Consider the following 23,081-nt stretch of genomic DNA (forward strand, 5'->3'; position numbering starts at 1 on the left):
AGCGTATGATGTTAACTTAAGGCACACATGCATCATCCGGACCCTCCGGAAAATATCAGCCCGTTAAAATTTCGAATATCCCAAAAATCTGCGGATACAATAGGATTGATTTTACTATGGAACGCAATATTGGCTTTAAAGAGCGACGATATATCGAGGAGTTGAGAATCTTAACAAAATCCACGGCAAACGACTGCGTGATCGATGACCGGTTCGACCGGGTGATCTACGTGATCCGCCCGGGAGACATGGGTCTTGCAATCGGTAAAAAAGGCGACAATATCAAACGCCTGCAGAATGTGCTCGGCAAACGGATCGAGATGGTCGAGTATGCTGATACTATTGAAACGTTCATTGCCAACATCTTCAAACCTGCCGAAGTGGTGGCGATTGAACGGGGACCGGATAACGGCCCGGTCAATGTCTTTGTTAAGCAGCGAAGTGACCTTGGCATTGCGATCGGAAAGGCCGGCTGCAATATCGAAAAGGCGCGCACCCTCTGCCGCAGGTTTTTTGGAATTGAAGTTGGCGAAGTGCTTCTCACGCAGGAGGCAGCATGAGCCGCACGGTTGATCCCCGGGTTATCGCAGAGATCTGGGCAGTGATCTGCGAGCGGGCAGAAAATCCTAATCCTGAATCCTATACCACCAGCCTGCTGACCGATCCCAAGGGAATCGATAAGGTGCTGGAGAAAGTTGGGGAGGAGTCCACCGAGTTCATCCTGGCAATAAAAAACGGGGTGAATGAACGCACCGTGGAAGAGACTGCCGATCTCCTGTTCCACGTTCTTGTTGCACTCCGGGCCGCAGGTATCGATCTCAACGATGTGATGAAAGAGCTCGAACACCGGCGTAAATAACTTTTTTATTTCTGCAGGAACGTGGACAGGTCGACCATATCCGGCAGTTCTTCGGGTAGCTGCCCGGCGGATGCGAGCACGCATTCTTCTACAAAAATAGGGACATCGCCACGGAGTGCGAGTGCTATGCCATCGCTCGGTCGGCAGTCAAGGTATTCATCCTGTTGTCCTGTACTCATCACCAGCTGGGCATAGTATACCCCGTCATCGATACTGTCGATCTGCAGGTATCGGAGTGTGATAGAAAACCGTGCACAGAGATCGATGAAGAGATCGTGGGTGAATGGCCGGGGCAGCACTTCTTTAATCTGGGCACTGTTGATGGAAACCGCCTCCCAGATGCCGATGAATATCGGTAAGAGCCGGCCATTGCCATCCGAGAGCACGACAAGGGGCACGGTTGCGGCATTCCCCATTGCGACAAATACCCCTTTGACCTCACACCTCACCTGTGTCATGTCCGTGCAGAGTGATTGCCGTGATTGATGATAAGAGTTAAGGTTTTTGAATTTCCTGCTCGCAATGTCTGTGAGCTTCCCGGCGAACGATAATGAGGCTGGATACGATGCCCAGCGCGATATTGAAGTAATACAATACGATCCGCCAGATAACAACAAAGATTCCCACTATCGCTGGCGGGATGAACAGGGCATACATGGTAGTTGCCCCCACTTCTGCAATACCGGAGCTTCCGGGGGTTAAAGGCATCATCATCAGGATGCAGAGGATGAGCTGGATAACAAAGGATTCCAGAAACAGGGGTGGCTGGCCGAGCCCCATAAGGATCAGCGAGGCAGTAACAATTTCTGATACCCAGTAGAGCAGGGTAAAAAGCAATCCCCATGCAAGGCCTCCTTTTGCGCTCTTTACGAACTTTATTACGGCCACCTGGAAATTATCGATCTCCGTATCAGCACGGACAAGCAGCTCTTCTACCCGTTTGATCTCCCATTTTTTGGTAAAGAAGGCAGCGCACCGGTTGACCACCTTTTTTACCACATCGGGTCTCCTGATGGCAAGGTAAAAGAGGAAAAGACACCCGATAACAAAGATCCAGGTGATAAAAACCATTACCTCAGAGACTGCGCCAAGGCTCTTCCACTGGTCGGTCAGGACGACCATGGCAAACGCGGCAAGCCCGGCAAGAACGATACCATCGAGCACCCGTTCCATGATGACGATTGCGGTTGCATCCCCAAGAGGGACATCGGCCTTGTAGAGCTCGTGAATCCGGACGGGTTCTCCTCCCGCCTGGGCTGGTGTGACCGATGCCGCAAGCAGGTTTGCAAAGACCAGGTTCAGGCTGTAAAAAAACCCAATCCTGTACCCCAGGGAACCGGTCATCTTCTGGACACGCCATGCCCAGAAGCACATCGTTAAGAGATGCGTCATAAACGCAAGGAGCAGGAACCAGGGATTGACCTGCTGGAGATAGGTAAGAGTGTTTTCATCGATGGTGAAGTACAGGATAATGAGCAGGATGGCAAGCGAAAATCCTACGGAAATATAGAGCCATTTGACCTGCGACTTCTCCATAAAAACACCCAGAAAACCGGCGATGATGAATATAACCGGCTGCTAGCTAAACAGGTTATGGTGCATAGTATAAACGCTTAATCTTAAATGCGGGCAGGTCTGGCTCCCTACACTGTGAAGATATCCCTGTGTGCCATGATGCGGAAATATCCGCAGGTTACCCCGGCATCCAGCCAGCCATGCCCATAACTGAAACAGGCAAGAGCTTCTTCATATGCCCCGGCTTTCAGGTTCCCTTTGCCCCGGGATGCATAGAGTCCCGCTATCAAGAGGACTTTACCGGCAAAATCATTGCTGATCGTTGCCGGCTCGCCGGCACATTCCACCGAGGAACGGGCGGTGTCCAGCAACCGTTCATAGCGCTGGGTTTTCTCCCCCAGTTTTTCTGCAAATGCCAGGGGAAGGTTTTCCAATGGTCCGGTAAACGGACCGAATGGATTCTGGTCATCGGAGGAAAGATAGCCGGATGAAATCCCGAAATGCAGCCACCCGGCACTATACCAGAATGCTGCAAGTGCATTGACGATATCTCCTGCCCGGTAAAACGTAGTCCCGTCCTTCCGGTATGCCTGCGCCATCTCAAGGATGGCGAATCCTTCGTGTCCGAGAGGCGTGTGCCTGTCTGCGGTAATCCTTGTCCGGGAAAGAGCTGCGGCAAGGGCATCCCGGCATTCCGCGATCTTCATAGGCCGGCAAACATCTCCAGGTACTCGCGTTCCATCTCGTGCAGTTCAGCCGGGACAATGAGGATATGGAGCGGTGGCCCGAAATCACCTGTACGGACCCGCTCTGCCGGACCTGCGATAATGACCGGTTCAGCGGATCCCGCCCGGGCGATACCTACATACAGCGGAATCCGGCACCCTTTTTTTTCTGCCATATCTTCCAGGAGCGCTACGGCTTCCGGGACGGTCATATACCGCTCGTCCTGGATATCAAGATACACGAGCGTGTGCAACCGCAGGGACAGGTTCTGTGCAATGACTTCGATCGATGTGGTCGGCGACCAGTTCTTCTGCGGGAAGGGGACCGAGCAGGACTTGCCAAAACGGTAGTTCTGGAGCCCGGATACACCGCAGACTGCGCTTGCAATGGATGCCGCGTGTATGATCGCCGTCTTGATGCCCCGTTTTGCTGCACGCATACGGAGATCTGCGTGAGTGGTAGAGACCATCGGGTCTCCTGCACAGAGAAACACTACATTGCCTGTTTCTGCCTTTTCCAGCATTGCTTCCGGGTGTTGTTCCACGTCTTCCCGGAACAGGGGGTGGATCTGTTTGCCGTAATAATTCCCCATCTCTTCTATTGTGGTGCCCATGAGCAGCGAGGTATAGCATTCGAGAAAGACGTGATCGGCATTCCGGATGCAGGCAAGTCCTTTTTCCGATACATCGGTCTTATCGTAGAGCCCGAGTCCGACAAACGTCAGCACGGGAACACCCCGGAGCCCGGACATAAAAACAGCATTCTATTTACACCTCAACACGGGATTTGCGTAACCGTCTCTGCGAGCGGGTTTGTTTTACCCGTATTTCCTGGTAGCGATGGGATCAGCATGTCATCTGCACTATTCAAACCGGTGGAGCTCATGTGAGGATGATCACCTGCCCTTTATTGACTGAAAATTTCTGCCAGTCTGAATTTACACCGCGTATGCCCTGGATCCGCAGGTAGCTGATGTTCTGCTCCACCTTGACTTCAATAACGCAGTTCATCAGCTGCTTGATTAAGGATCGCGTCTTGTCGTCGAATGATTCGCTGTTTAAGAGATAGATGCCCACGCCCTCGATCTTTTTTAATTTCGCGGTGAGAACGTGAAGAAACTGGTACAGCACCTCAAGTTTGCGGTACATGAGCAGGGTTGAGATCGAGTTCACGCAGAAGCGGATCGGGGGTGGGAACAGGCCGGCTTCCCCATCAGAAAATTCACCCTCGAAAATTGTTTCGATCATATTGGAAAATTTGATCCCGATTCCCGTGAGATCGGTAGGGCTTGAGACAAACATGAGCCGGGGAGTATCGACAATGCTTGGAGTCGAGCTCTTGGTAATTGCATCTATGACGCCGATAAACCGCTTGTCCGATCCTGCGAGTTTAAAAAAATCTACCACCTCTGCTGCCCGTTCATTGGTGGAAAGGGTGATGGCATATTCGCCTTCGAGAGGTTTTGCCAGGGTATAGGCAAGTTGCTCGGCAAAACTCATGGAGGGTGCAAGGATGAGGATATTAGTGCCGGCTTCAAAACCACCGGACAACTGATCGATCTGCTCTATCCCCGACTTATAGGTATACATTTATGGTGTGATCATTTCATGAGAAGGTTTATAATTGCTCCGATGAAAAGGCCGAGAAAAACCGTGTAAACTGAAGTAACGATGGCTATTTTTGCCCCCAATTGCCGGTAAAGGACGGCGATGGTGGATACACAGGGAACAAAAAGCACGCTCACAATTGCAAACGTATACAGCTGGACACTGCTCATCACCGAACCGAGATCGGCGGTACCGGCAAGCACTGCAAGCGTCTCGAAGGCGAGTTCTTTTCTGAATACGCCAAACAGGAGTGCCGTGGATGCATAGCCCGGCAACCCGAGCAGGGTGACGGTGACCGGTGCAACCATCTGCTCGAATAATTCGGTCAGGCCAAAGTACTGGAAGAGACCAAGCAGGATGCTGGTGGCTATCAGGACCGGCATGGCAATGAAAAGGAACTCTTTGATCCTGAGCCAGGATTTTGCCAGAACCAGGCCCGCCTTGGGCATGCGGAGCGTTGACATCTCAACGATCATACCGAACTGCTCTCCCGGGGTGATGCGGCTGAGAACAACTGCGGTGAGAATGAGCAGTACGAACACGATCAGGTAAATGGAGAAGGCCCAGGCGATGCCAACAAAGGCAGCGACAATGCCGGCAATAACCACGGTCCGGGCAGAGCAGGGTATCATGGTGACAAGAAATGCCCCGATTGTCTGCTCCCTGCGTGTCTTGAGCAGGCGCAGGCTCATGACCGCAGGAACTGTGCAACCGAAGCCGATCACCATAGGAATGATTGCTTCCCCATGAAGCCCGATCCGGTGCATGGCCCGGTCGGCAAGGAAGGCAGCCCGGGTCATGTATCCTGTATCTTCGAGAAGGGAGAGCCCGATATAGAACGTAAAGATAAAGGGAAACGCGATCCCAAGGCCTGCCTGCAGGGCGATCAGTACCGAAAAACCGATCCTGTCCCATAAGGGCGGCAATGCGAGTGCAGTGAACGGGGTGATGATCGCTGAAGTAAATACTTCGACGATGAACACTTCCATCCATGACCCGATCATGAAGACAGACAGAAGCAAAAAGAACAGAATCGCACAGAGTATCGGGATGCCAGGAAATGACCGGGTGAGCAGGCTGTCGAGATCATAGGGTTTTTTCTGGGCAGTGCGTTTCACAACCGCAGCGGTGATCGCCCGGGCAAAGTTGTGCCGGTTTGTGGCGATGATCTGGTCCACGGACATCTGGTGACGCATCCCGATCTCCTGTGCAATTGCCCCTGCGGCATCGAGCAGTACCGGATCATTACCGGTACCCTGCAGGGCAAGCAGGTTCGTCTGCCGGGGAGTCCCGATCGTCTTTTCCAGGCTCTTTAATGCTGCTTCGATATGGTGGTCGTACGGGACATGAACCTGTGCGGTTGTTGCCTGCCCCAGTGCCACCGGAAGAATCCTGTCAATATTCCTGCCTTCCGATGCCGCAGCCAGGATGACGGGAACACCTAGGTGTGATGACAGTATATCAGCATCTATGTGCATGCCGTGCCGTTCGGCCGCATCGTTCATGTTGACGACTGCGATCATCTTCGGGGAGAACTCTGCGGCCTGCACAAAGAGGTAGAGGTTTCTCTCAAGTTTTGTAGCATCAAGGACGGCGACGATAACATCCGCCCCGCCACTTGTCAAAAATGTGCGAACCAGCGTCTCTTCTTCCGAATTGCCATCGAGGGAATAGATGCCCGGCAGGTCAACAATCTCGGTTTTCTCCTGCTTGTAACAGACATTACCGCACTCTAATGCCACTGAAGAGCCCGGGTACCGGTTCACTTCAACGCCAAGGCCGGTGAGCTGGTTGAAGATTAAGGATTTTCCAACCCCCGGGTTTCCCATGAGGGCAATTTTCATGGAGACCGCTCCGCCCCGATTGAAGACGCTATCTCCGGACTCACTGCCACATCGCATCCTTTGACCTGCACGACCAGTGCACCATTGGATAATTTTCTCTTAATTGTGGCACGTTCACCGGGCACAAGGCCGAGATCGAGGAGGCGCTGGGCACAGACCCTGCCATGAATGCACTGGATGATGACTTCCTGGCCCTCAGAGAATTCCGAGATACGGGGTGACGTGCAGCTCTCATTTGTTTCCACTCCGCAGACCGTGTCAATTGCCTGTTTCCGGTGCCTTCCTTTTCCATGGTGACAGTGGATTCCCTGGGTTCCTATCAGCCTGCCTAACCGGTCGATGGTTTCATCGGATACCGTATGCTCAAGTGTGCAGGCTTCATCGGATGCTGTGGATATGTCCATGCCAAGAATTTCGGATAAAAAACACTGGAGTGTTTCATGTTTTTTTATGACACTGGCGCCGGTCTGTTTTCCCTGCACAGTCAGGGTGATCACACCGTCACCAGCCATGATTACATCCCTGCTGGATACCAGCTCTGCCATATCAGAATGCACGAGTGGTTCTGGTTTGGAAAGTTCTGCGGCAAGCTCTTCAGTACGGGGAAAACGGGCATTTTTTTCCGAGAAGATCTGGACTGCTTCCAGGTAATCTTCCCGCATGGAAGGCTGCATGGTACTCTCTTCTCATATCTGAGTGCCATCCGATTTTATTGATTTGGGTAGTACAAAACCGGGTACAACAACGGTATGCCGCATCGCAACCCTCAAGTCTCATTACCTTTGACCGTCAATAATGTGCAGGAAATGATATACTGGCTTTATGAGCAGATGCTCAAACGGCAGATCACGGTGCTGCCGGGGCATGTCTGCTTCATGATCAGCGCGAAGGATATGGCAGATGCCCCGGATAAACTCTACCGGGCTACTGCATGGTGTAATGAGATATCGGCGTTTGCGGCAAAACATAATGCTTCCGGCCAACCGGTGATTCATGGTCTTACTTTCCATATCGCAACCCCTTCACCGGATGATATGGGAAAATGCTTATCGGAGATCCGGAAGATCGGCACCATCGCCCACTTGATCCTCCACGTGGGAGACGAAGAAGAGGTGATCGGTGAAGGTATGGATGTGGTGGTGGCGATAGGCATGAGCGGCAGGGAGGAGATCACTGCATGCATCAGGAAGATGGCGCAGGACCATGTTCCTCCTCAAAATGTTGATGAAAAACTTATCGAATCCTACCTGACATTCAAATACACGCCCGATGTGGTGATCAAGAGCGGGGGGGATCATCTCACCGATTTCCTTATCTGGCAGTCAGTCTACTCCGAGCTCTTCTTTTCGGATGTGAACTGGAAATATTTCCGGAAAGTGGATTTCCTGCGGATATTGCGGGACTACCAGTCACGGATGCGGCGTTTCGGGAAGTAAAACCATTACTTTAACCGGACATTTACCCAGCTGGGTACTCCGTTTACCGTTTTATCAAAAAAGGCAAACTTGTTTTTAAGGGCAATGGTAAACGCCTTGCGATCCGGAACCTGGGTGATTTTATGTTCCCTGCAGAACCGGGTAAAAGCCAGGTACATGTCATCTTTTGAAATTACAGCATCACCAGCATCGCTGCGGGTGATCTTTGTGCTGGCAAATTTTTTCAGCCCGTCTCCTCTCTGCGTTTTTCCGGCTGTGGGTTTTGGAGTTCCTCCTGCCGTGGCAGTGCCTGGAGCCAGGGCCACACTTTCTTTTCTCCCCGCTGGAACAGGAATCGGTTCCTTTTCTTTTGGTGCGGGTTTTGCTTTTGGCTGCCGTTTTGTGCTTCTTACGGTTGTGCTTGCGGCAGGGTCATCGGCATTGATGACCGGGGAGTTATCGGCTATCCGGGCACCTGATATATGCTCTCTTGCATCTGCGGGCGGGCTGTTCTGTGCAATGATAACCGGCCGGGGTACCGGTATATCATCGAGCTGCTGCTGGCAGTAATCCACGCCCAGCAAACCGGCAAGTGCCGTATTACAGATATTGGAGATATCGATACCCTGTTCGTGCGCCTTTGCATAGATATCCGCCCGTACAATAACAGACGTATGACGCCACGAGTTGCCCGTTTCTTTCTTTCCCGTCATGACCTGTCATCTGTTGTTCTGTCTGCTCAGGGAAATATAGTACACGTTCCGGTATTTAAAAAAAATCAGGACCCGTTTTTTGCCGTGATCCTCTGGTCGTAGATACGGATGGCACGCAACAGGTCGATCTTCCGGAACAGCGGCCAGAACGGGGCACAGAAATAGACTGCCGATTCATGGCCATTTGCCAGCCACGGGAGGAAGTTGGAGGTGCGGTATTCATTCCCGGTCCGGATGATGAGGTCAACCGGAGGTATCCCTTTTCCTGCGTGAAGGTGCTGTTCTACCGTATGGACGTCGATGGCATCGGGAGTGATCCCGTTTTTCTCCACTTCAGCAAGGATCTCGCGGGCGGCAAGGACGATCTCGTTTCTTCCCCCATAAGCAAGGGCGATATTGAGAACGAAACCGGTATGGTCTTTTGTAGCATCTTCTGCTGCATCAATTGCAGCCCGCAGATCTTCGGGGAGTAAGGACCGGTCCCCCATCATCTGCACGCGAATCTGGTATTTTTTTACCCGTTCATCGGAAAGAACGCTCACAAATTTTTCTTTAAACAGGGCGAAAAGATGGTTGACCTCTTCGGGTTTTCGGGAGAAATTTTCGGTTGAGAAGGTGTAGAGGGTGATATGGCTGATCCCGAGTTCATGTGCCCAGTCCAGCATCTCTTCGGTCCTGTCTGCCCCGGCCCGGTGCCCGCTTGCCGTATCGACTCCGAGCAGTTTTGCATACCGCCGGTTACCATCCTGGATTATTGCGATATGGTTGGGCATTTGCCGGCACTGCATGCGGAGGAAGCGCTCGTACAGGGGATCGATCAGGTTGCGGAGGATCATAACGGGGTCGTCTCGACTATCATGCCATTATTGGGGTATCGTTCAATGACATATTTCTCGCCATGCATTTCATCGGCTAACTTGGTGAGCAGCCACCATGCCATCTCGATACGGTCGCCGCAGTCCTCGAAACTGTCTGGTTCACACTTCTGCTGGCAGAGTTTGAGGCAGGCCGGTTTATCGGATTCGGATGGTTTGATAACGCCATACACAACGGTACCGTCATCGGTTATCTCGTCAAACGGACGGGCAGTGTTCTGGGCAATCCGCTTTAACCGTTCCCGCAGCTGCACTGAGTCCTTGAATGCGGAGGAGCACCAGTGCACCTTGTCCTGCCGGCAGAGTTCTTCTGCCCAGCCTTGCGCCCCATCAATTGCGTTGTGCAGTTCATCGGCGAGTTCATACCCCCGCTCCCGCATCTGGTACGCGTTTGATTCCCCCCATTCCAGCTCGTTGATGTTGAGGAAGTCAAGGTAGGGCAGGGCAGGGATGAGGTGTTCGAGCCCGGGCAATGCCGGAACTTCGATGCCGATATCAAATCCCATCTCCTTTGCCCTTTTAGCGGATTGAATATAATCCGATTCAAGAATTTTTTCCCAGCATTCGAGCGGGGGATGGAGCCGTATCTCATCAACGAGCCCCTGCATTGCTGCCAGTTCTGTATCAGCGGGGGCTTTTCCAGTATAGAGGTGGATCTGGTGATCCTTTCCAAAATGTGTTTTGAGCAGCTGGCAATATCCGGTCACTTTGTCAAGGACAAGCAGCGGTTCTCCCCCAGTTATACCGGTACCCAGTGCACTCATGCTCTCTGCAACCTCGATGATCTGGGCGGGGATATCCACCGGATGCTCGTTTGCAAATACCGTGTCGGTCCCCTTCCGCTCGGAAGAGAGCGGGCAGTACCAGCAGGTGCGATTGCACCGTCCGGTAACGAAGAGAACCATTTTTGCGCCCTGGTGACAGAGAATACAGCCTTTGGAGAGTGTCATGGTATCCTTCAAAAATATCCCCCGGCAGAGAAGGGAATGTATCCCTGTTTTTTTGGATGGCGGAGATGAAAACCCTTCTGTGCTGTAATCCATTCTACGGTGATATCCAACGCAGTAACTATAAATAAAGTCTTTCACAACAACTTGCTACAGAATATGAAAAATACCCGCGATGATGTGGCAATATCAGAGATAATCGGTTTTGTTCTGGTTCTGGCGATTATTATTGCTGCACTCGCATTGTACACGGCCTATGTAGTTCCGGTTAACGGCAGGGAAGATGAGATCCGCCAGATGAACTACGTGGAGGGACAGTTCACTGATTATAAACTCACGCTGGATGCGCTCTGGACTTCCCGCCTCATCAATACGAATGGGCCGAGCCCGGTTTTAAGTGTCTCTCCCGTGATCTCCTCTTCGGTCATGAGACTCGGAAACGGGGGCAATTCACAACAGGGCAGCCTTTCTTTCCCTCTGTTCAAGCCAGTTGCATCAGCCGCAACATTATCGATCAAAACCACCGGGGATACTTTTAGCATCGACAGCAGCAGTTATCACAGTTCCCCGGACAATAAAGGAGAATTTCCCCTCAATATCACAGTCCTTGAATACCGCTCGAATAACTATTACTGGATCCAGCAGCAGTATTCCTACCAGCTTGGAGGCGTGTTCCTTTCACAGGATAATGGCATCATAAACCGTATTTCACCGCTCATTTCGATAACAAATTCCAACAATAAGAGCATTGTTGTCAACGTTGTCCCAGTCCAGGTTTTCGGGAACGGTAGTTACACCAGCAACAACCTGATCCGGTTGGATACCCGCCAGAGGATACTTCCGAACTATAATATCTCATCACCTTTGCTTCTGAACAACCAGTGGGTGAACTTTTCGATAACTACCGCAGACAATGCAACGGCAGTAATGTGGCAAAATCTTTTTCTGGGTCTTGCCGCCACTGAACAGATCGATCCAGCGGCCTACACAATTGGAAATGTTTGGAATCCCGTTTCGAAAACAGCGACAGTTTTTATGAAAATAACCGGGACAAGCCCGGATCCTTTAGTCTCCCTCTACGTCCAGCGTGCGGAATTTGATATTGTCTTTGATAACGTCGCCTCAGGAATTACGTAATTATTCGCTCTGGTTACCCCTCTGTCTCTTATGGGACCGGCATAACCTGCCAAGCGGGTAATCCGGTCCCCCGATGAATGCACTGCATTGGGATGCCTTTTGAAAACCGCCCTGAAATTTTTTAAAACGCACTTCTGGGCAATGATAGTGGGTGCCATTTCCCCGGTCTTTGGCCATGAAATGGTGCCCCCGGACTTTTGCAGACCATTTCATGCCTGCAGGAACACTTATTTCCGCCAGACTTATGTTAACTGGGCCACACGCCCGGATATTTCTGCGTGTCTGTAAGGGACTCAGCTGTCCGTTCCCTTAGGTGTATCCCGGATGACCCCTGCTTTACGGCTGTAGCTGTTTAACTTAAATAACTATAAATAACGTCTGTTACAACAAAATGCTACTACTCATGAAAAATACCAGCGATGAAGTAGCCTTATCAGAAGTTGTCGGTTTTGTTCTGCTTCTGGGTCTCATCGTTGCTACACTCTCGTTATATATGGTCTATGTTGTTCCGGTCAGCGGAAGGGAAGCTGAGATTTCCCAGATGGACCGTATCAATGAACAATTCACGGACTATAAATTCACGCTGGATAATATCCGGACATCGGTGCAGGTCAATAACTTAAGTCCGGTGATGACCTCTACATCGTTTAACCTTGGTACCGGGGGAGGCAATACCCTGGCAAGTGGTCTTTTCCTCTATATGCTTCAACCCGCTTCATCAACGGCGACACTGGCGATCAATACAACCGGGGATACCTTCGACATCGACAGCAGCAGTTACCATAGCATTCATGATAGCAACGGAGAATTTCCCATCAGTATCACCTCTCTTGAATACCGCTCGAATAACAATTATGGGATCCAGCAGCGGTATTCCTACCAGCTCGGCGGGGTTTTCCTTTCGCAGGATGACGGTGTCACCAACCGGATCTCTCCTTTGATCTCGTTCTCCCGTTCCGCCAACGATTCCGTTGTTGTCCATATTGTCCCTGTCCAGCTTGTCGGGGGCGGTAGCCTGAGCGGCAATGGTCCGGCCCAGGTTAATACCCGCCAGCGTGTCCTTCCCAAATACAATATCTCAACGGATCCGTATCTCGCGAACACATGGGTCAATCTCTCGTTCACCAGTGCAGATAACCAGACCGCTGCGATGTGGCTGAATATTTTCAAGGATACGGCCATCCGTGAACAACTCAGCGCATCGGCATACACTACCGGCAGTGTATGGAACCCGGTCTCTAAACGGACAACTGTTTTTATCTATATCTCCGGAACAAACCCGGATCCCAACTGGAAAGACGTTTCACTGTATGTCAAGCGTGCGGATTTTTATGTTGCGCTCAATAGCATTGCACCGGAATTGGTTATTCCTCCGACACCGACTCCTTCAACAACGATAACGGTAACACCAACAGCCACAACCACTACAACGGTTACAACAACGACAACTCCGGTACTCCCTCTCCCGGTCATTGCCAATTTCAATGGTACCCCAAGAAGCGGGTTTGCCCCGCTTTCGGTGCAGTTCACCGATGCGTCGACCGGGCCGGTAACGGGGTGGCTCTGGAGCTTTGGCGATGGCAATAGTTCCTCATTGCAGAATCCGCAATACACGTACCCGGGTACGGGGGACTGGCCGGTCAGCCTGACGGTAACTAACGGCAGTGGTAGCAATACGCTTACCAGGACGCAGTATATCACCGTCAACACACCAGCTTCTGGAAATATTATCCTGAATGCCGGAAAAGATGCATATCTCGAATCGGGTGGAGAAATGCAGTTCCGGGTCACCGGCGGGTCTTCTTTTATCCAGATCAATGGAGTAACGTACACCCTGAACCCAAGTGATACCGTCAGGCTTGTTGTGGAAAACAATGAGTACGGGTCCATCTATTCGACGTCAGCATATATCTCCGAGTTCTCATTTAACGATGTATCATTCTATCAGAATGGTGCCTATGTGAACCGCGGAGCGGTCGGAAGTATCAACGTAAATGGTTTTGACCAGTACCAGTCAACGCTGAATCTGTTCATGCCGTCTGCATCCGTATGGACAAGCTTCAGCGTTGACGGGATCTCCCTGATCAACGGTGTGAGTTCAGCAGCGATCCGTATCACCGGCCTGAGTAGTCCGATGAATCTGGGTCCGGCCAGTCCCAGCAATGTCTATTATTCCGGCAGTGCAGCTGGATACCAGATTCTGGGTCCGCAGGTCACCGGCATCACTCCCGGCAGCGGTGTGGCCGGTACCACCGTCAGCATCACGGATCTTTCCGGCATGTATTTCGAGATGGGATCTACACCCACTGTGAAGTTACAGAATGGAGCCTCCACCATAACTGCTACATCGGTAAGTGTCGTGTCACCGGTCCGGATTCAATGTACTTTCAGTCTCGCCGGGGCTGCTACAGGGCTATGGGATGTCGTTGTTGTGAACCCTGACGGGCAGTCCGGAACTGGCACTGGCCTGTTTACGGTAACCCCCGGGCCACTTACTGCAAGCTTCACCTACACGCTTCCCTCAAGCACAGTAGTGCATCTGACAGACACCAGTACGGGAGGTGCGACAACCTGGGACTGGGACTTTGGCGATGGAACCCCTCATTCAATGGTGCAGAATCCCCCGGATCATACATACACCTCCGGAGGTACGTATACCGTTAAACTTACGGTAACGGATGGGGGTGTACGTAGCAGCTCAACACAGCAGGCCATCCCGATATTCATTCCCGCGACACATACAACAACGCTCAGTGCATCGAAGGGAGCCTATATCGAGTCCGGTGGTGTGATGCAGTTCCATGTCACCGGTGCTTCTTCATCGATCCAGATCAATGGAGTAACTTATACCCTGAATTCGGGTGATACCATCAGGTTTGTCATGGAAAACAATGAGTACGGGTCCATCTATTCAACATCATCAGCTATCACCACTTTCTCATTTGGAGACGTATCGTTCTATCAGAATAATGTGTACATTAACCGGGGTTCGGTTGCCAGTCTCTACGTCAGCGGGTACGACCAGTACCAGTCAACGCTGAATCTTTACATGCCATCAGCCAGTGCACAGACATACTTCGTGTTTGACGGGACTACCCTGATTAACTACGAGGTGAGTTCAGCAGCGATCCGTATCACCGGCCTGAGCAATCCGATGAATCTGGGTCCGGCCAGTCCCAGCAGTGTCTATTATGTCGGTAGTGCAGCTGGGTACCAGATGTAAACCCCGCACCTCAGGTCCCCGTCATTACTCCGAAGCTGGATCCGTGATTGTTGACCCCCCTGTCACTTTCCCCGGTGGCACATTCGCAACTTTATCAGCTGATCAGTATACCTGTGCCCATCATTATAATCCGGATTAAATCCCCGCCTTACGGCTGTGGCTGTTTAACTTAAATAACTATAAATAACGTCTGTTACAACAAAATGCTACTACCCATGAAAAATACCAGCGATGAAGTAGCCTTGTCAGAAGTTATCGCTTTTATTATGCTTCTGGCATTATTTGTTGCTGCACTCTCGTTATATATGGTCTATGTGGTCCCAATCAACGGAAGGGAAGCTGAGATTTCCCAGATGAACCGTATCAATGAACAATTCACGGACTATAAATTCACGCTGGACAATCTCCGGACATCGGTGCAGGTCAATAACTTAAGCCCGGTAATGACCTCTACGTCATTTAATCTTGGCACCGGGGGAGGCAATACACAGGCAAGCGGTTTTTTCCTCTATATGCTCCAGCCGGTCTCATCCACGGCGATACTGGCGCTCAATACGACCGGGGATACCTTCGACATCGATAGCAGCAGCTATCATAGTTCCCGGACGGCACTATTGGACTTTCCCATCAACATCACCTCCCTTGAATACCGCTCGAGTAACAATTACTGGATCCAGCAGCGGTATTCCTACCAGCTTGGCGGGGTTTTTCTCTCACAGGATGAAGGTACTACTAGCCGGATACCCCCCTTGATCACGATGGCCAATGCACCCAATAATTCTGTTGTTGTCAACATCGCCCCCGTCCAGGTTGTCGGTGGCGGGAGCCTGAGCGGCAATGGTCCGGCCCGGGTGGATACGCGACAGCGGATCCTGCCCCAATACAATATCTCAACGGGTCCGTATATCGCGAACACGTGGGTCAATCTCTCGGTCACCAGTGCAGATAGTAAGACGGCAGCGATGTGGCGGAACCTGTTTACCAACATTGCTCTCAGTGCAAAACTCGACTCAGCTGCCTACAGTACCGGAAGTGTATGGGACCCGGTTTCGAAACGGACAACGGTTTATATATATATCACCGGAACAAATCCGGATCCCAACTGGAATGACGTAACGCTGTACGTCCAGAGAGCGGAATTTTATGTTGCGCTCAATAATATTGCATCCGGAGTGACATGACAACACCCGGGAGAATGAGGGGTATCCATGCGTAATGATGGAAGAAAAAATCTAAAAACGGATTCCAGTGCGGGCGTGTCGGAAGTTATCGGCGCTATCCTGCTCATATCAGTTGTCGTAGCAGCGATTGGCATTATCGCAATCACCCTGCTTTCCCAGTCAACCCCGCAAAAAATTCCCAACCTGAATTTCATGACCGGCGTCAACAGTTCCAAGGACACCTTATACCTCTACCATAACGGGGGTGACTCCCTGACTAAAGGCGAATTCAGCGTGCTGCTTGACGGAGTACCGGCGTCATACGAAATATCAGGGGGCGGGGATACATGGTCGCTGGGAAAGAACCTGATAGTCCCCATCTCGGCAATGCCGCAGAGTGTCGCGCTTGTTTACAGTAATACCGCCTCGGGTGGTAGTACGGGCAGTACGGGGGCAGTTCTGCTCGATCAGGCATCAGCGAACATCGTGAGCACCGGCATTGTCAGCCCCGACCAGAAACCGTACCTTGACTGTTCAGCGGTGAAGAACTGGGCATGTGCGGATCAGATTCCATTGGACATCGTGCTAAGCCGGATTGTGGCGACTTCAAAAGTGCGAAGGATCAATTTCATAAGGAATCAAGTAGGCAACCCAATATTAGCTCAATCCGGTTCACAAGCGTATCATTTTAATATTACTGTCTCTGAAAAAGGCTACAATTCGTCTATCGTCTTTGGAAATGGTAAATCAGAATGTAATATTCCCCAGTTAATTCCTTTAGGACCGAATGACAGGGTTGATCTTGCTTTTGACAAGACCATTGGTCCTACCTATTTCCTCATGTATGGCATCGCGCCCGCGATATGGGAGATGGCAGGAGGCACGGGTGATGAAATGACTGTTCGTACCTGGAACAGCACCACGGGGGTGTGGACTGATAGTGGCAGTAATGCGATTTGCCATACCTGGATTACCGAGTATAGTACTATTGATTCAAGTCTGGACATATACACAAGTCCGGCTCCAGCTAGTGCAACTGGCTATACAAACTTGATCGTCAATGAGACTACCATAATTAACGGCCCATATGGTGGTTCAGTACATCTGGATAATTTTATTCCCACGGAAAATGGTATGTTTCTGGTAAGTTACCCGGGGTCTTCTGTGGCAGCACCGGTCTATATGATCGGCTGGGCAGAGCAGATTACAATAGATGGGGTTGTCCAAACCGGAATCGGTCTTTGATCTCTTCTCTTTTTGCTCTGCAGAAATCCCATTGTCCTTTTACATTCACGTATTTTTTTGGCGTTTATGCATTTCACTCCCCCTATGTCCAGTTTAGTCCGGCGTTAGTGGGGGGTCGCATGGGTACAAATGACGGCCCTGACCAGATCCATGACCCTGATCCAACAGGAGATTTTTTTAGCAGATTCACGGCAGAGAGATCATTCCATGGGATCGTAAAATGCCGCAGGATTTCCGGGCGGCTGGTATCAGATGTACCCATGCGACCCCCTCCATCCCTTCTGGAATTCCGTGCCATTTTTGTCAAAATTCACGTCGGTGATTTTAGTTTTAATGTGCCGGTGTTGACAGGGGGGGTCGCATGGGTACACGATGAATGGAAGGGGGGCTGCCATGACCCTGTGGGTCACGTAGCATGGATGGCAAATGTCCTGAAGCAAAGGGACGAGTGGGATCTTCCGGTTTTTGCCCAGCTTATTTCCTGTACCGGGCTCCCAATAGCAATTGATCCATAGCGGGGGCCCGGTAGTCGCATCAACGACGACTTAGTGGAGAAGAACGCTTTGGTTTTTTCGTTTTTCATCTCTTTAAGACTCAACATGCCAATGTCCCCGAAGCGAATGCATCTCTTTCAAGGCTCTCAACCGAACCATAAATCCTGGAAATCCACGAAGGTGGGGGTCACCAGTACAATAATAAACAGATACTGCCACATACCACTACAAGAGTATTTGTGAATGGTAATACCATCCATATATTCACCGGTTGACCTGCATGAACCATCCGCCTGCTGCTGAACGAGCCGTTTCTGAGATTATCGGTGCTTTAATCCTGATCTCGGTTATTGTTGCGGGAATTGCCCTTGTCGGGGTTATAATGTTCTCCCAGCCCCAGCCCCAGAAAATTCCTGCCTTAAACGCCATCATCTCCACCAATGCCCAGACCGTAAATATCTATCATAACGGTGGCGACTCGTTCTCTGTTGAGGATCTGCAACTCCTCCTCAACGGACAGGATCTTACCAGCGCTTTCAAAGAAGACGGATCTGCCGGCTGGAGTACCTGGTCTGTCGGCCAGTCGCTCACCTACGACATCCCCTCCGGTAATCCGGTTCCTTCCCTGATTCAGATCGTGTATAAAGGCGGCGGCGTTTCCCACCTTATCGCATCAAACGGGGAGGGATCGTCGGGAGGAGCTCTTCCGGTTCAGGCCCCGGTGGTAACTTCAATAACCCCGAACACGGGCCTCGGTGGGTCAGTGGTATCGATTACGAACCTTGCCGGGTTGAATTTTTTCACCGGGGCTATGGTAAAACTTACCCGGGCCGGATATGCAGATATTCCGGCATCCGGTGTGGTCGTGGTTTCATCATCCCAGATTACCTGCGCATTCAACCTTGCCGGCGCCGCCCCGGGGGCATGGAATATTGTTGTCACCAACCCCAACGGGCCTTCCGGCACTCTCGCCAACGGGTTCACGGTAGTCGCTGCCATTCCTCCGGTAGCAGCGTTCACCGGAACGCCATTAACGGGTCCGATCCCTCTTACGGTCTCATTTACGGATCAGTCAACCAATATCCCGACATCGTGGTACTGGAACTTTGGGGACGGTCACTATTCGACCCTTAAGAATCCCACCAATACCTATACGTCAGCAGGAAATTATTCCGTGAGCCTGACTGCGACTAATGACTGGGGAAGCAATATTACGTTAAAGTCCGGGTATATCTTTACCTACATTCCGGCAATTGCAAACTTTACCGGGACGCCGACATCCGGGCCCAAATCCCTGACTGTTTCCTTCACTGACCTGTCAACAGGTTCTCCTTTCAGCTTTTACTGGAAATTTGGCGATATCGCCATAGTGAACACTTCGACTGCGCAGAACCCGGGTCACACGTATGATACTGTTGGCGTTTACTCGGTGAACCTGACGGTGGCAAATTCCTACAGCAGCAGTTCTCTCGTCCGAACCGGGTACATCAACGTGACCCAGCCACCTCCGACGGCTTATATCCTCAATACTACCCCTACCTCCGGCCTTCCACCACTTACGGTTTCATGGCTGGGCCTGGCAAGCAATGCCCCGATATCATCATGGCTCTGGAATTTCGGGGATGGGAGTCCCCAGGTGACTACGCAGAATGCGAACCATATATTTACCAGTTCGGGCACCTACAACGTGAGCCTGACCGCAACCAATGCCGGTGGAAGCGGCACTGCCTACCAGCTCATCACTGTCTACTATACCCCTACGTTTACCAGCATAACGCCGAATTCCGGCCCGCTTGCCGGTGGTACCGCAGTAGTAATCCGCGGTACGAATTTTGCTGATGGTGGCGCGTTCGGTGTGACCATCGGAGGCGCAGCAGCGACGAGCGTGGTCCGGGTTAACGCCACTTATATTACCGCAGTCACTCCGGTATCCCCCACAACCGGAGCCAAGGATGTAGTAATTACCAACAATGGTGGCCAGACGGCAACCGGGACGGGAGCATTTACGTATGTGGCACTCCCGACGTTTACCAGTATAACGCCGAATTCCGGCCTACCCGCGGGCGGAACCGCGGTAACGATCGTGGGGACGAATTTTGTATCCGGTGGATCGTTTGGTGTGACCATTGGGGGCATAGCCGCAACGAGCGTGGTCCGGGTCAACTCCACCCATATTACGGCAGTCACTCCGGCGTCCAGTCCTCCAGGTTCAACGGGAGCCAGGAACGTAGTGATTACCAACAATGACGGCCAGACGGCTACCGGTACTAACGCATATACCTATGTGACTCTTCCTCCGACGTTCACCACCATAACGCCGACATCCGGCCCGACTACGGGCGGTACTTCGGTAACGATCATCGGCGGGAATTTTGTATCCGGAGGATCGTTCGGTGTGACCATAGGTGGTGCAGCAGCTACAAGCGTAGTCCGGGTTAGTTCTACCCAGATTACGGCGGTCACTCCCGCCGGCACAGCGGGAGCTAAGAACGTAGTGATCACCAATAATGACGGCCAGACCGCTACCGGTACTAACGCATATACCTACATAGCAGTCCCGACCTTCACCAGCATCACGCCGGCACTCGGTCCGATAGCCGGCGGGACGGCTGTAACAATTACCGGTACGGGCTTTACCGGTGCGACTGCAGTAACCTTTGGTGGTACTGCGGCAACCACATTCACCGTTGTCAGCGGTACTTCGATCACCGCAACGACACCCGCCCATGCAGTCGGAACCTATAACGTAGTAATCACTACACCCGGTGGGACAGCAACTGGTACAGGTGCGTACCATTATTACGTCATTATGTCTTTCACCTCCTCAACCTCCTGGGCAGTGCCGGCAAATGTCAATACCGTTGAATACCTTGTCGTAGCGGGAGGCGGCGGCGGAGGGCGTTATGGCGGTGGCGGCGGCGCTGGTGGATTCAGAACCGGCACATTGACCGGTTTATCCGGTACTCAGACGGTAACGGTTGGTGGCGGTGGAGCCGGGTCAACAAGTTCAACCCTTAAGGGTACAAACGGAGACAACTCTGTATTTTCAACTATTACCGCAACGGGTGGTGGCGGTGGAGGTAGTAGTGGTGACACCGCTGTTTACAGTGGAGCATCAGGAGGTTCCGGTGGTGGTGGCAGTCGGTCAGGTACTGGTGGAACAGGTACTCAGGGAAATAATGGCGGAGCGGGATATGAAAATGGAAACCGTTATCTTGGCGGCGGTGGTGGTGGCAGCGGTGTTGGGGGTACTGCTGCTACTACTACTGTTGCCGGTAATGGAGGAGCAGGAACCGCATCTTCTCTATCAGGTTCATCTGTAACATACGCCGGTGGCGGCGGCGGGGGCTGCAATTCACAGTATACACCCGGTGCTGGCGGTACTGGTGGCGGCGGCGCCGGTGGCGATGGTGCTGTCGGCACTGCTGGAACTGATGGTACCGGAGGTGGTGGTGGCGGCAGTGGCGCTGCCAACAGGGCCGGTGGCGATGGCGGTAACGGTATCATCATCATCAAGTACTATTAATCCCGGATAATGGCCGAATGGTTAGCAAATCGCGGAGAGAAGACTTCCGCTAAAACAAACTGCCAGCATTCCTTTTTTTGTGGGGAAATGCACATCGCATGCTACAGGCTCCCTCCACGCCCCTGTCTCCGTAAAAACCGATTGTTGAAGTTACTGTACTACAGCAATGTTCTTTATTATTCAGATCACATATCCGTTCAGATTTTTTATCAATATTGAAGCAATTTATCAGAATTGCAATCGCTTACGATTCAAAATATTTACGCGGGGAAAAATGAACTTAAGTTGTAACCAAAAGAGATGGATTCCTGTTATTATCCTCATCTTATCAGGAATGTTGCTGGTTGGCGGGGTATCAGCAAGCGAGTTCGGGCCATGGTCTCTGCAGACTGTGGACAGCAACAGTAAGGTTGGAGCGTACTCATCGGTTGCCTTGGATGCTCTGGGCAATCCGGCGATCAGCTACTATGATGAGACGTATAGCGATCTGAAGTATGCCTTCTGGGACGGGAGCACGTGGATCATCTCAACGGTAGACTGTTCCAAAAGTGAGAGCAAAAATAACTGGTTCTTCTGGGACCGGGACCATGACCGGACCCGCGACAGCGATTATATCCGGTGTTTTCACGGAACCGAAAGGGTGGGCAAATACTCGTCCCTTGCCTTTGACAGCAGCGGCAAACCCCGGATAAGTTTCTATGATGAGTCAATGGGTGACCTGAAGTATGCCTCCTGGGACGGGAGCAAATGGGTCATCACAACGGTATACAGTACCGGAAAAGTGGGCGAGTATTCGTCCCTTGCCTTTGATAACAGCGACAAGCCAAGCATCAGTTTCTATGACGGGTCGCACAAGGACCTGATGTATGCCTCATGGAGTGGAACCCGCTGGGTCATCACAACTGTTGATGGCACCAACTATAAAAAAGGACAAAAATGGGGCAACTGGGACGGAGATAACGGCCGGAACCAGGATAAATCCATAAATGTGGGCGAGTATTCGTCCCTTGCACTTGACAGCAGCGGGAATCCGAGGATCAGCTACTATGACGAGTCGAACAAGGACCTGAAATATGCAGCATGGGACGGAACCCGCTGGATCATTACGACTGTCGATGGTACTAACTATAAAAAAGGACAGAAAGGGTGCAACTGGGATGGAGATTACGGCCGGAACCAGGACAAATCCATAAAAGTCGGCAAGTATCCATCCCTCGCACTTGACAGCAGCGGGAATCCGAGAATCAGCTACTATGACGAGTCGAACAAGGACCTGAAATATGCGGCCTGGGATGGAACCCGCTGGGTCATAACAACTGTGGACCGTTCCAAGAGAGTGGGTGAATATGCATCCCTTAAGCTGGATGCGAATGGCGATCCGCGTATCAGTTATTACGATGCATCCCACAGCGATCTGAAATTTGCCGGATGGAGCCGTACAACTTCCCGATGGGTAATAGAGACCGTGGACAGTTCTGGAAAAGTTGGCAGTTTTTCATCTCTTGTACTGGACTCACGGGGAAATCCCGGGATTAGTTACTATGATCAGTCGAACAAGGATCTGAAATATACTGCTGGTACCGGTCACGTGCAACACCCGGCAGCTCCAACCATAACCAGCCTCATCCCGGCAAGTGGACCGGTAGTCGGTGGAACGGTGATTACGATCACTGGCACCGGGTTTACCGGAGCAACTGCCGTTAATTTTGGCACTACAGCCGGTACCAGCCTGACCGTGGCCTCCGCCACCCAACTCAATGTCACCTCTCCCGCCGGTGCAGCAGGTACCGTCAAT

General features: G+C 51.6%; 21 protein-coding genes. 10 read left to right on the forward strand and 11 right to left on the reverse strand.

The annotated features are described in order from the left end of the window. Positions 1-116: 116 nt before the first annotated feature. Both CVV30_01080 and hisE read left to right on the forward strand, forming a co-directional pair. Complete coding sequence (locus CVV30_01080) at positions 117-560, forward strand: NusA-like transcription termination signal-binding factor (GenBank protein ID PKL69997.1); 444 nt, start codon at positions 117-119, stop codon at positions 558-560. Further along, positions 557-859: a phosphoribosyl-ATP diphosphatase gene (gene hisE, locus CVV30_01085; GenBank protein PKL69998.1), complete on the forward strand. Its 303-nt coding sequence runs from the start codon at positions 557-559 to the stop codon at positions 857-859. The genes CVV30_01080 and hisE overlap by 4 nt, the downstream gene beginning before the upstream one ends. A 5-nt stretch (positions 860-864) precedes the next feature. On the opposite strand, the gene CVV30_01090 is transcribed toward hisE, so the two are convergent. From CVV30_01090 to CVV30_01120, 7 genes are all read right to left on the reverse strand, one after another. After that, entirely contained in the window at positions 865-1,317 is a 453-nt protein-coding gene (locus tag CVV30_01090) for a hypothetical protein (protein PKL69999.1), read from the reverse strand. Positions 1,318-1,354: 37 nt separating this feature from the next. Then, entirely contained in the window at positions 1,355-2,395 is a 1,041-nt protein-coding gene (locus CVV30_01095) for a lysylphosphatidylglycerol synthetase (protein ID PKL70000.1), read from the reverse strand. Positions 2,396-2,502: 107 nt separating this feature from the next. Beyond that, positions 2,503-3,081 carry a DUF357 domain-containing protein gene (locus CVV30_01100; protein PKL70001.1) on the reverse strand — a complete coding sequence of 193 codons (579 nt, stop codon included), beginning with the start codon at positions 3,079-3,081 and terminating at the stop codon, positions 2,503-2,505. Next, the gene (locus CVV30_01105; protein ID PKL70922.1) at positions 3,078-3,827 is read right to left on the reverse strand and encodes a diphthine synthase; all 750 of its coding nucleotides are present in this window, start codon (positions 3,825-3,827) and stop codon (positions 3,078-3,080) included. Before CVV30_01105 ends, CVV30_01100 begins: the two co-directional genes overlap by 4 nt. A gap of 154 nt (positions 3,828-3,981) precedes the next feature. Beyond that, the gene (locus CVV30_01110; GenBank protein ID PKL70002.1) at positions 3,982-4,689 is read right to left on the reverse strand and encodes a hypothetical protein; all 708 of its coding nucleotides are present in this window, start codon (positions 4,687-4,689) and stop codon (positions 3,982-3,984) included. 11 nt (positions 4,690-4,700) lie between these two features. Continuing rightward, the gene (gene feoB / locus CVV30_01115; GenBank protein ID PKL70003.1) at positions 4,701-6,551 is read right to left on the reverse strand and encodes a ferrous iron transport protein B; all 1,851 of its coding nucleotides are present in this window, start codon (positions 6,549-6,551) and stop codon (positions 4,701-4,703) included. Further along, a complete protein-coding gene (locus CVV30_01120) occupies positions 6,548-7,225 on the reverse strand; it encodes a hypothetical protein (GenBank protein ID PKL70004.1) in 678 nt (225 codons plus the stop codon). The genes feoB and CVV30_01120 overlap by 4 nt, the downstream gene beginning before the upstream one ends. Before the next feature lie 132 nt (positions 7,226-7,357). On the opposite strand from CVV30_01120, the gene CVV30_01125 reads away from it, so the two are divergent. Next, complete coding sequence (locus tag CVV30_01125; protein PKL70005.1) at positions 7,358-7,987, forward strand: di-trans,poly-cis-decaprenylcistransferase; 630 nt, start codon at positions 7,358-7,360, stop codon at positions 7,985-7,987. A gap of 5 nt (positions 7,988-7,992) precedes the next feature. On the opposite strand, the gene CVV30_01130 is transcribed toward CVV30_01125, so the two are convergent. The 3 genes from CVV30_01130 to CVV30_01140 all read right to left on the reverse strand — a co-directional run bounded on the left by CVV30_01130 (position 7,993) and on the right by CVV30_01140 (position 10,504). Then, the gene (locus CVV30_01130) at positions 7,993-8,679 is read right to left on the reverse strand and encodes a hypothetical protein (protein ID PKL70006.1); all 687 of its coding nucleotides are present in this window, start codon (positions 8,677-8,679) and stop codon (positions 7,993-7,995) included. A 65-nt stretch (positions 8,680-8,744) separates the two neighbouring features. Beyond that, a complete protein-coding gene (gene uppS / locus CVV30_01135) occupies positions 8,745-9,515 on the reverse strand; it encodes a di-trans,poly-cis-decaprenylcistransferase (GenBank protein ID PKL70007.1) in 771 nt (256 codons plus the stop codon). Beyond that, on the reverse strand, positions 9,512-10,504 hold the full coding sequence (locus tag CVV30_01140) for a radical SAM protein (protein PKL70923.1): 993 nt from the start codon (positions 10,502-10,504) through the stop codon (positions 9,512-9,514). Before CVV30_01140 ends, uppS begins: the two co-directional genes overlap by 4 nt. 156 nt (positions 10,505-10,660) lie before the next feature. On the opposite strand from CVV30_01140, the gene CVV30_01145 reads away from it, so the two are divergent. After that, positions 10,661-11,638 (forward strand): hypothetical protein, encoded by a 978-nt coding sequence (locus CVV30_01145; protein PKL70008.1) that lies wholly within the window; start codon positions 10,661-10,663, stop codon positions 11,636-11,638. Here CVV30_01145 and CVV30_01150 read toward each other — a convergent pair whose 3' ends face one another. Then, complete coding sequence (locus tag CVV30_01150) at positions 11,639-11,851, reverse strand: hypothetical protein (protein ID PKL70009.1); 213 nt, start codon at positions 11,849-11,851, stop codon at positions 11,639-11,641. 178 nt (positions 11,852-12,029) lie between these two features. Here CVV30_01150 and CVV30_01155 point away from each other — a divergent pair, with 178 nt between their 5' ends. From CVV30_01155 to CVV30_01180, 6 genes are all read left to right on the forward strand, one after another. Then, a complete protein-coding gene (locus tag CVV30_01155; protein PKL70010.1) occupies positions 12,030-14,861 on the forward strand; it encodes a hypothetical protein in 2,832 nt (943 codons plus the stop codon). A 266-nt stretch (positions 14,862-15,127) separates the two neighbouring features. Further along, positions 15,128-16,042 (forward strand): hypothetical protein, encoded by a 915-nt coding sequence (locus CVV30_01160; protein PKL70011.1) that lies wholly within the window; start codon positions 15,128-15,130, stop codon positions 16,040-16,042. Positions 16,043-16,069: 27 nt separating this feature from the next. After that, positions 16,070-17,266, forward strand: a complete 1,197-nt coding sequence (locus CVV30_01165; GenBank protein PKL70012.1) for a hypothetical protein — start codon at positions 16,070-16,072, stop codon at positions 17,264-17,266. Next, on the forward strand, positions 17,263-17,781 hold the full coding sequence (locus CVV30_01170) for a hypothetical protein (GenBank protein ID PKL70013.1): 519 nt from the start codon (positions 17,263-17,265) through the stop codon (positions 17,779-17,781). Before CVV30_01165 ends, CVV30_01170 begins: the two co-directional genes overlap by 4 nt. Positions 17,782-18,040: 259 nt before the next feature. Next, the gene (locus CVV30_01175; GenBank protein PKL70014.1) at positions 18,041-21,286 is read left to right on the forward strand and encodes a hypothetical protein; all 3,246 of its coding nucleotides are present in this window, start codon (positions 18,041-18,043) and stop codon (positions 21,284-21,286) included. 709 nt (positions 21,287-21,995) lie between these two features. Beyond that, a partial coding sequence (locus CVV30_01180) for a hypothetical protein (protein PKL70924.1) occupies positions 21,996-23,081 on the forward strand: 1,086 nt, incomplete at its 3' end.

Source organism: Methanomicrobiales archaeon HGW-Methanomicrobiales-1 (assembly GCA_002839675.1).
In the GTDB taxonomy this organism is placed as follows: domain Archaea; phylum Halobacteriota; class Methanomicrobia; order Methanomicrobiales; family Methanospirillaceae; genus Methanoregula.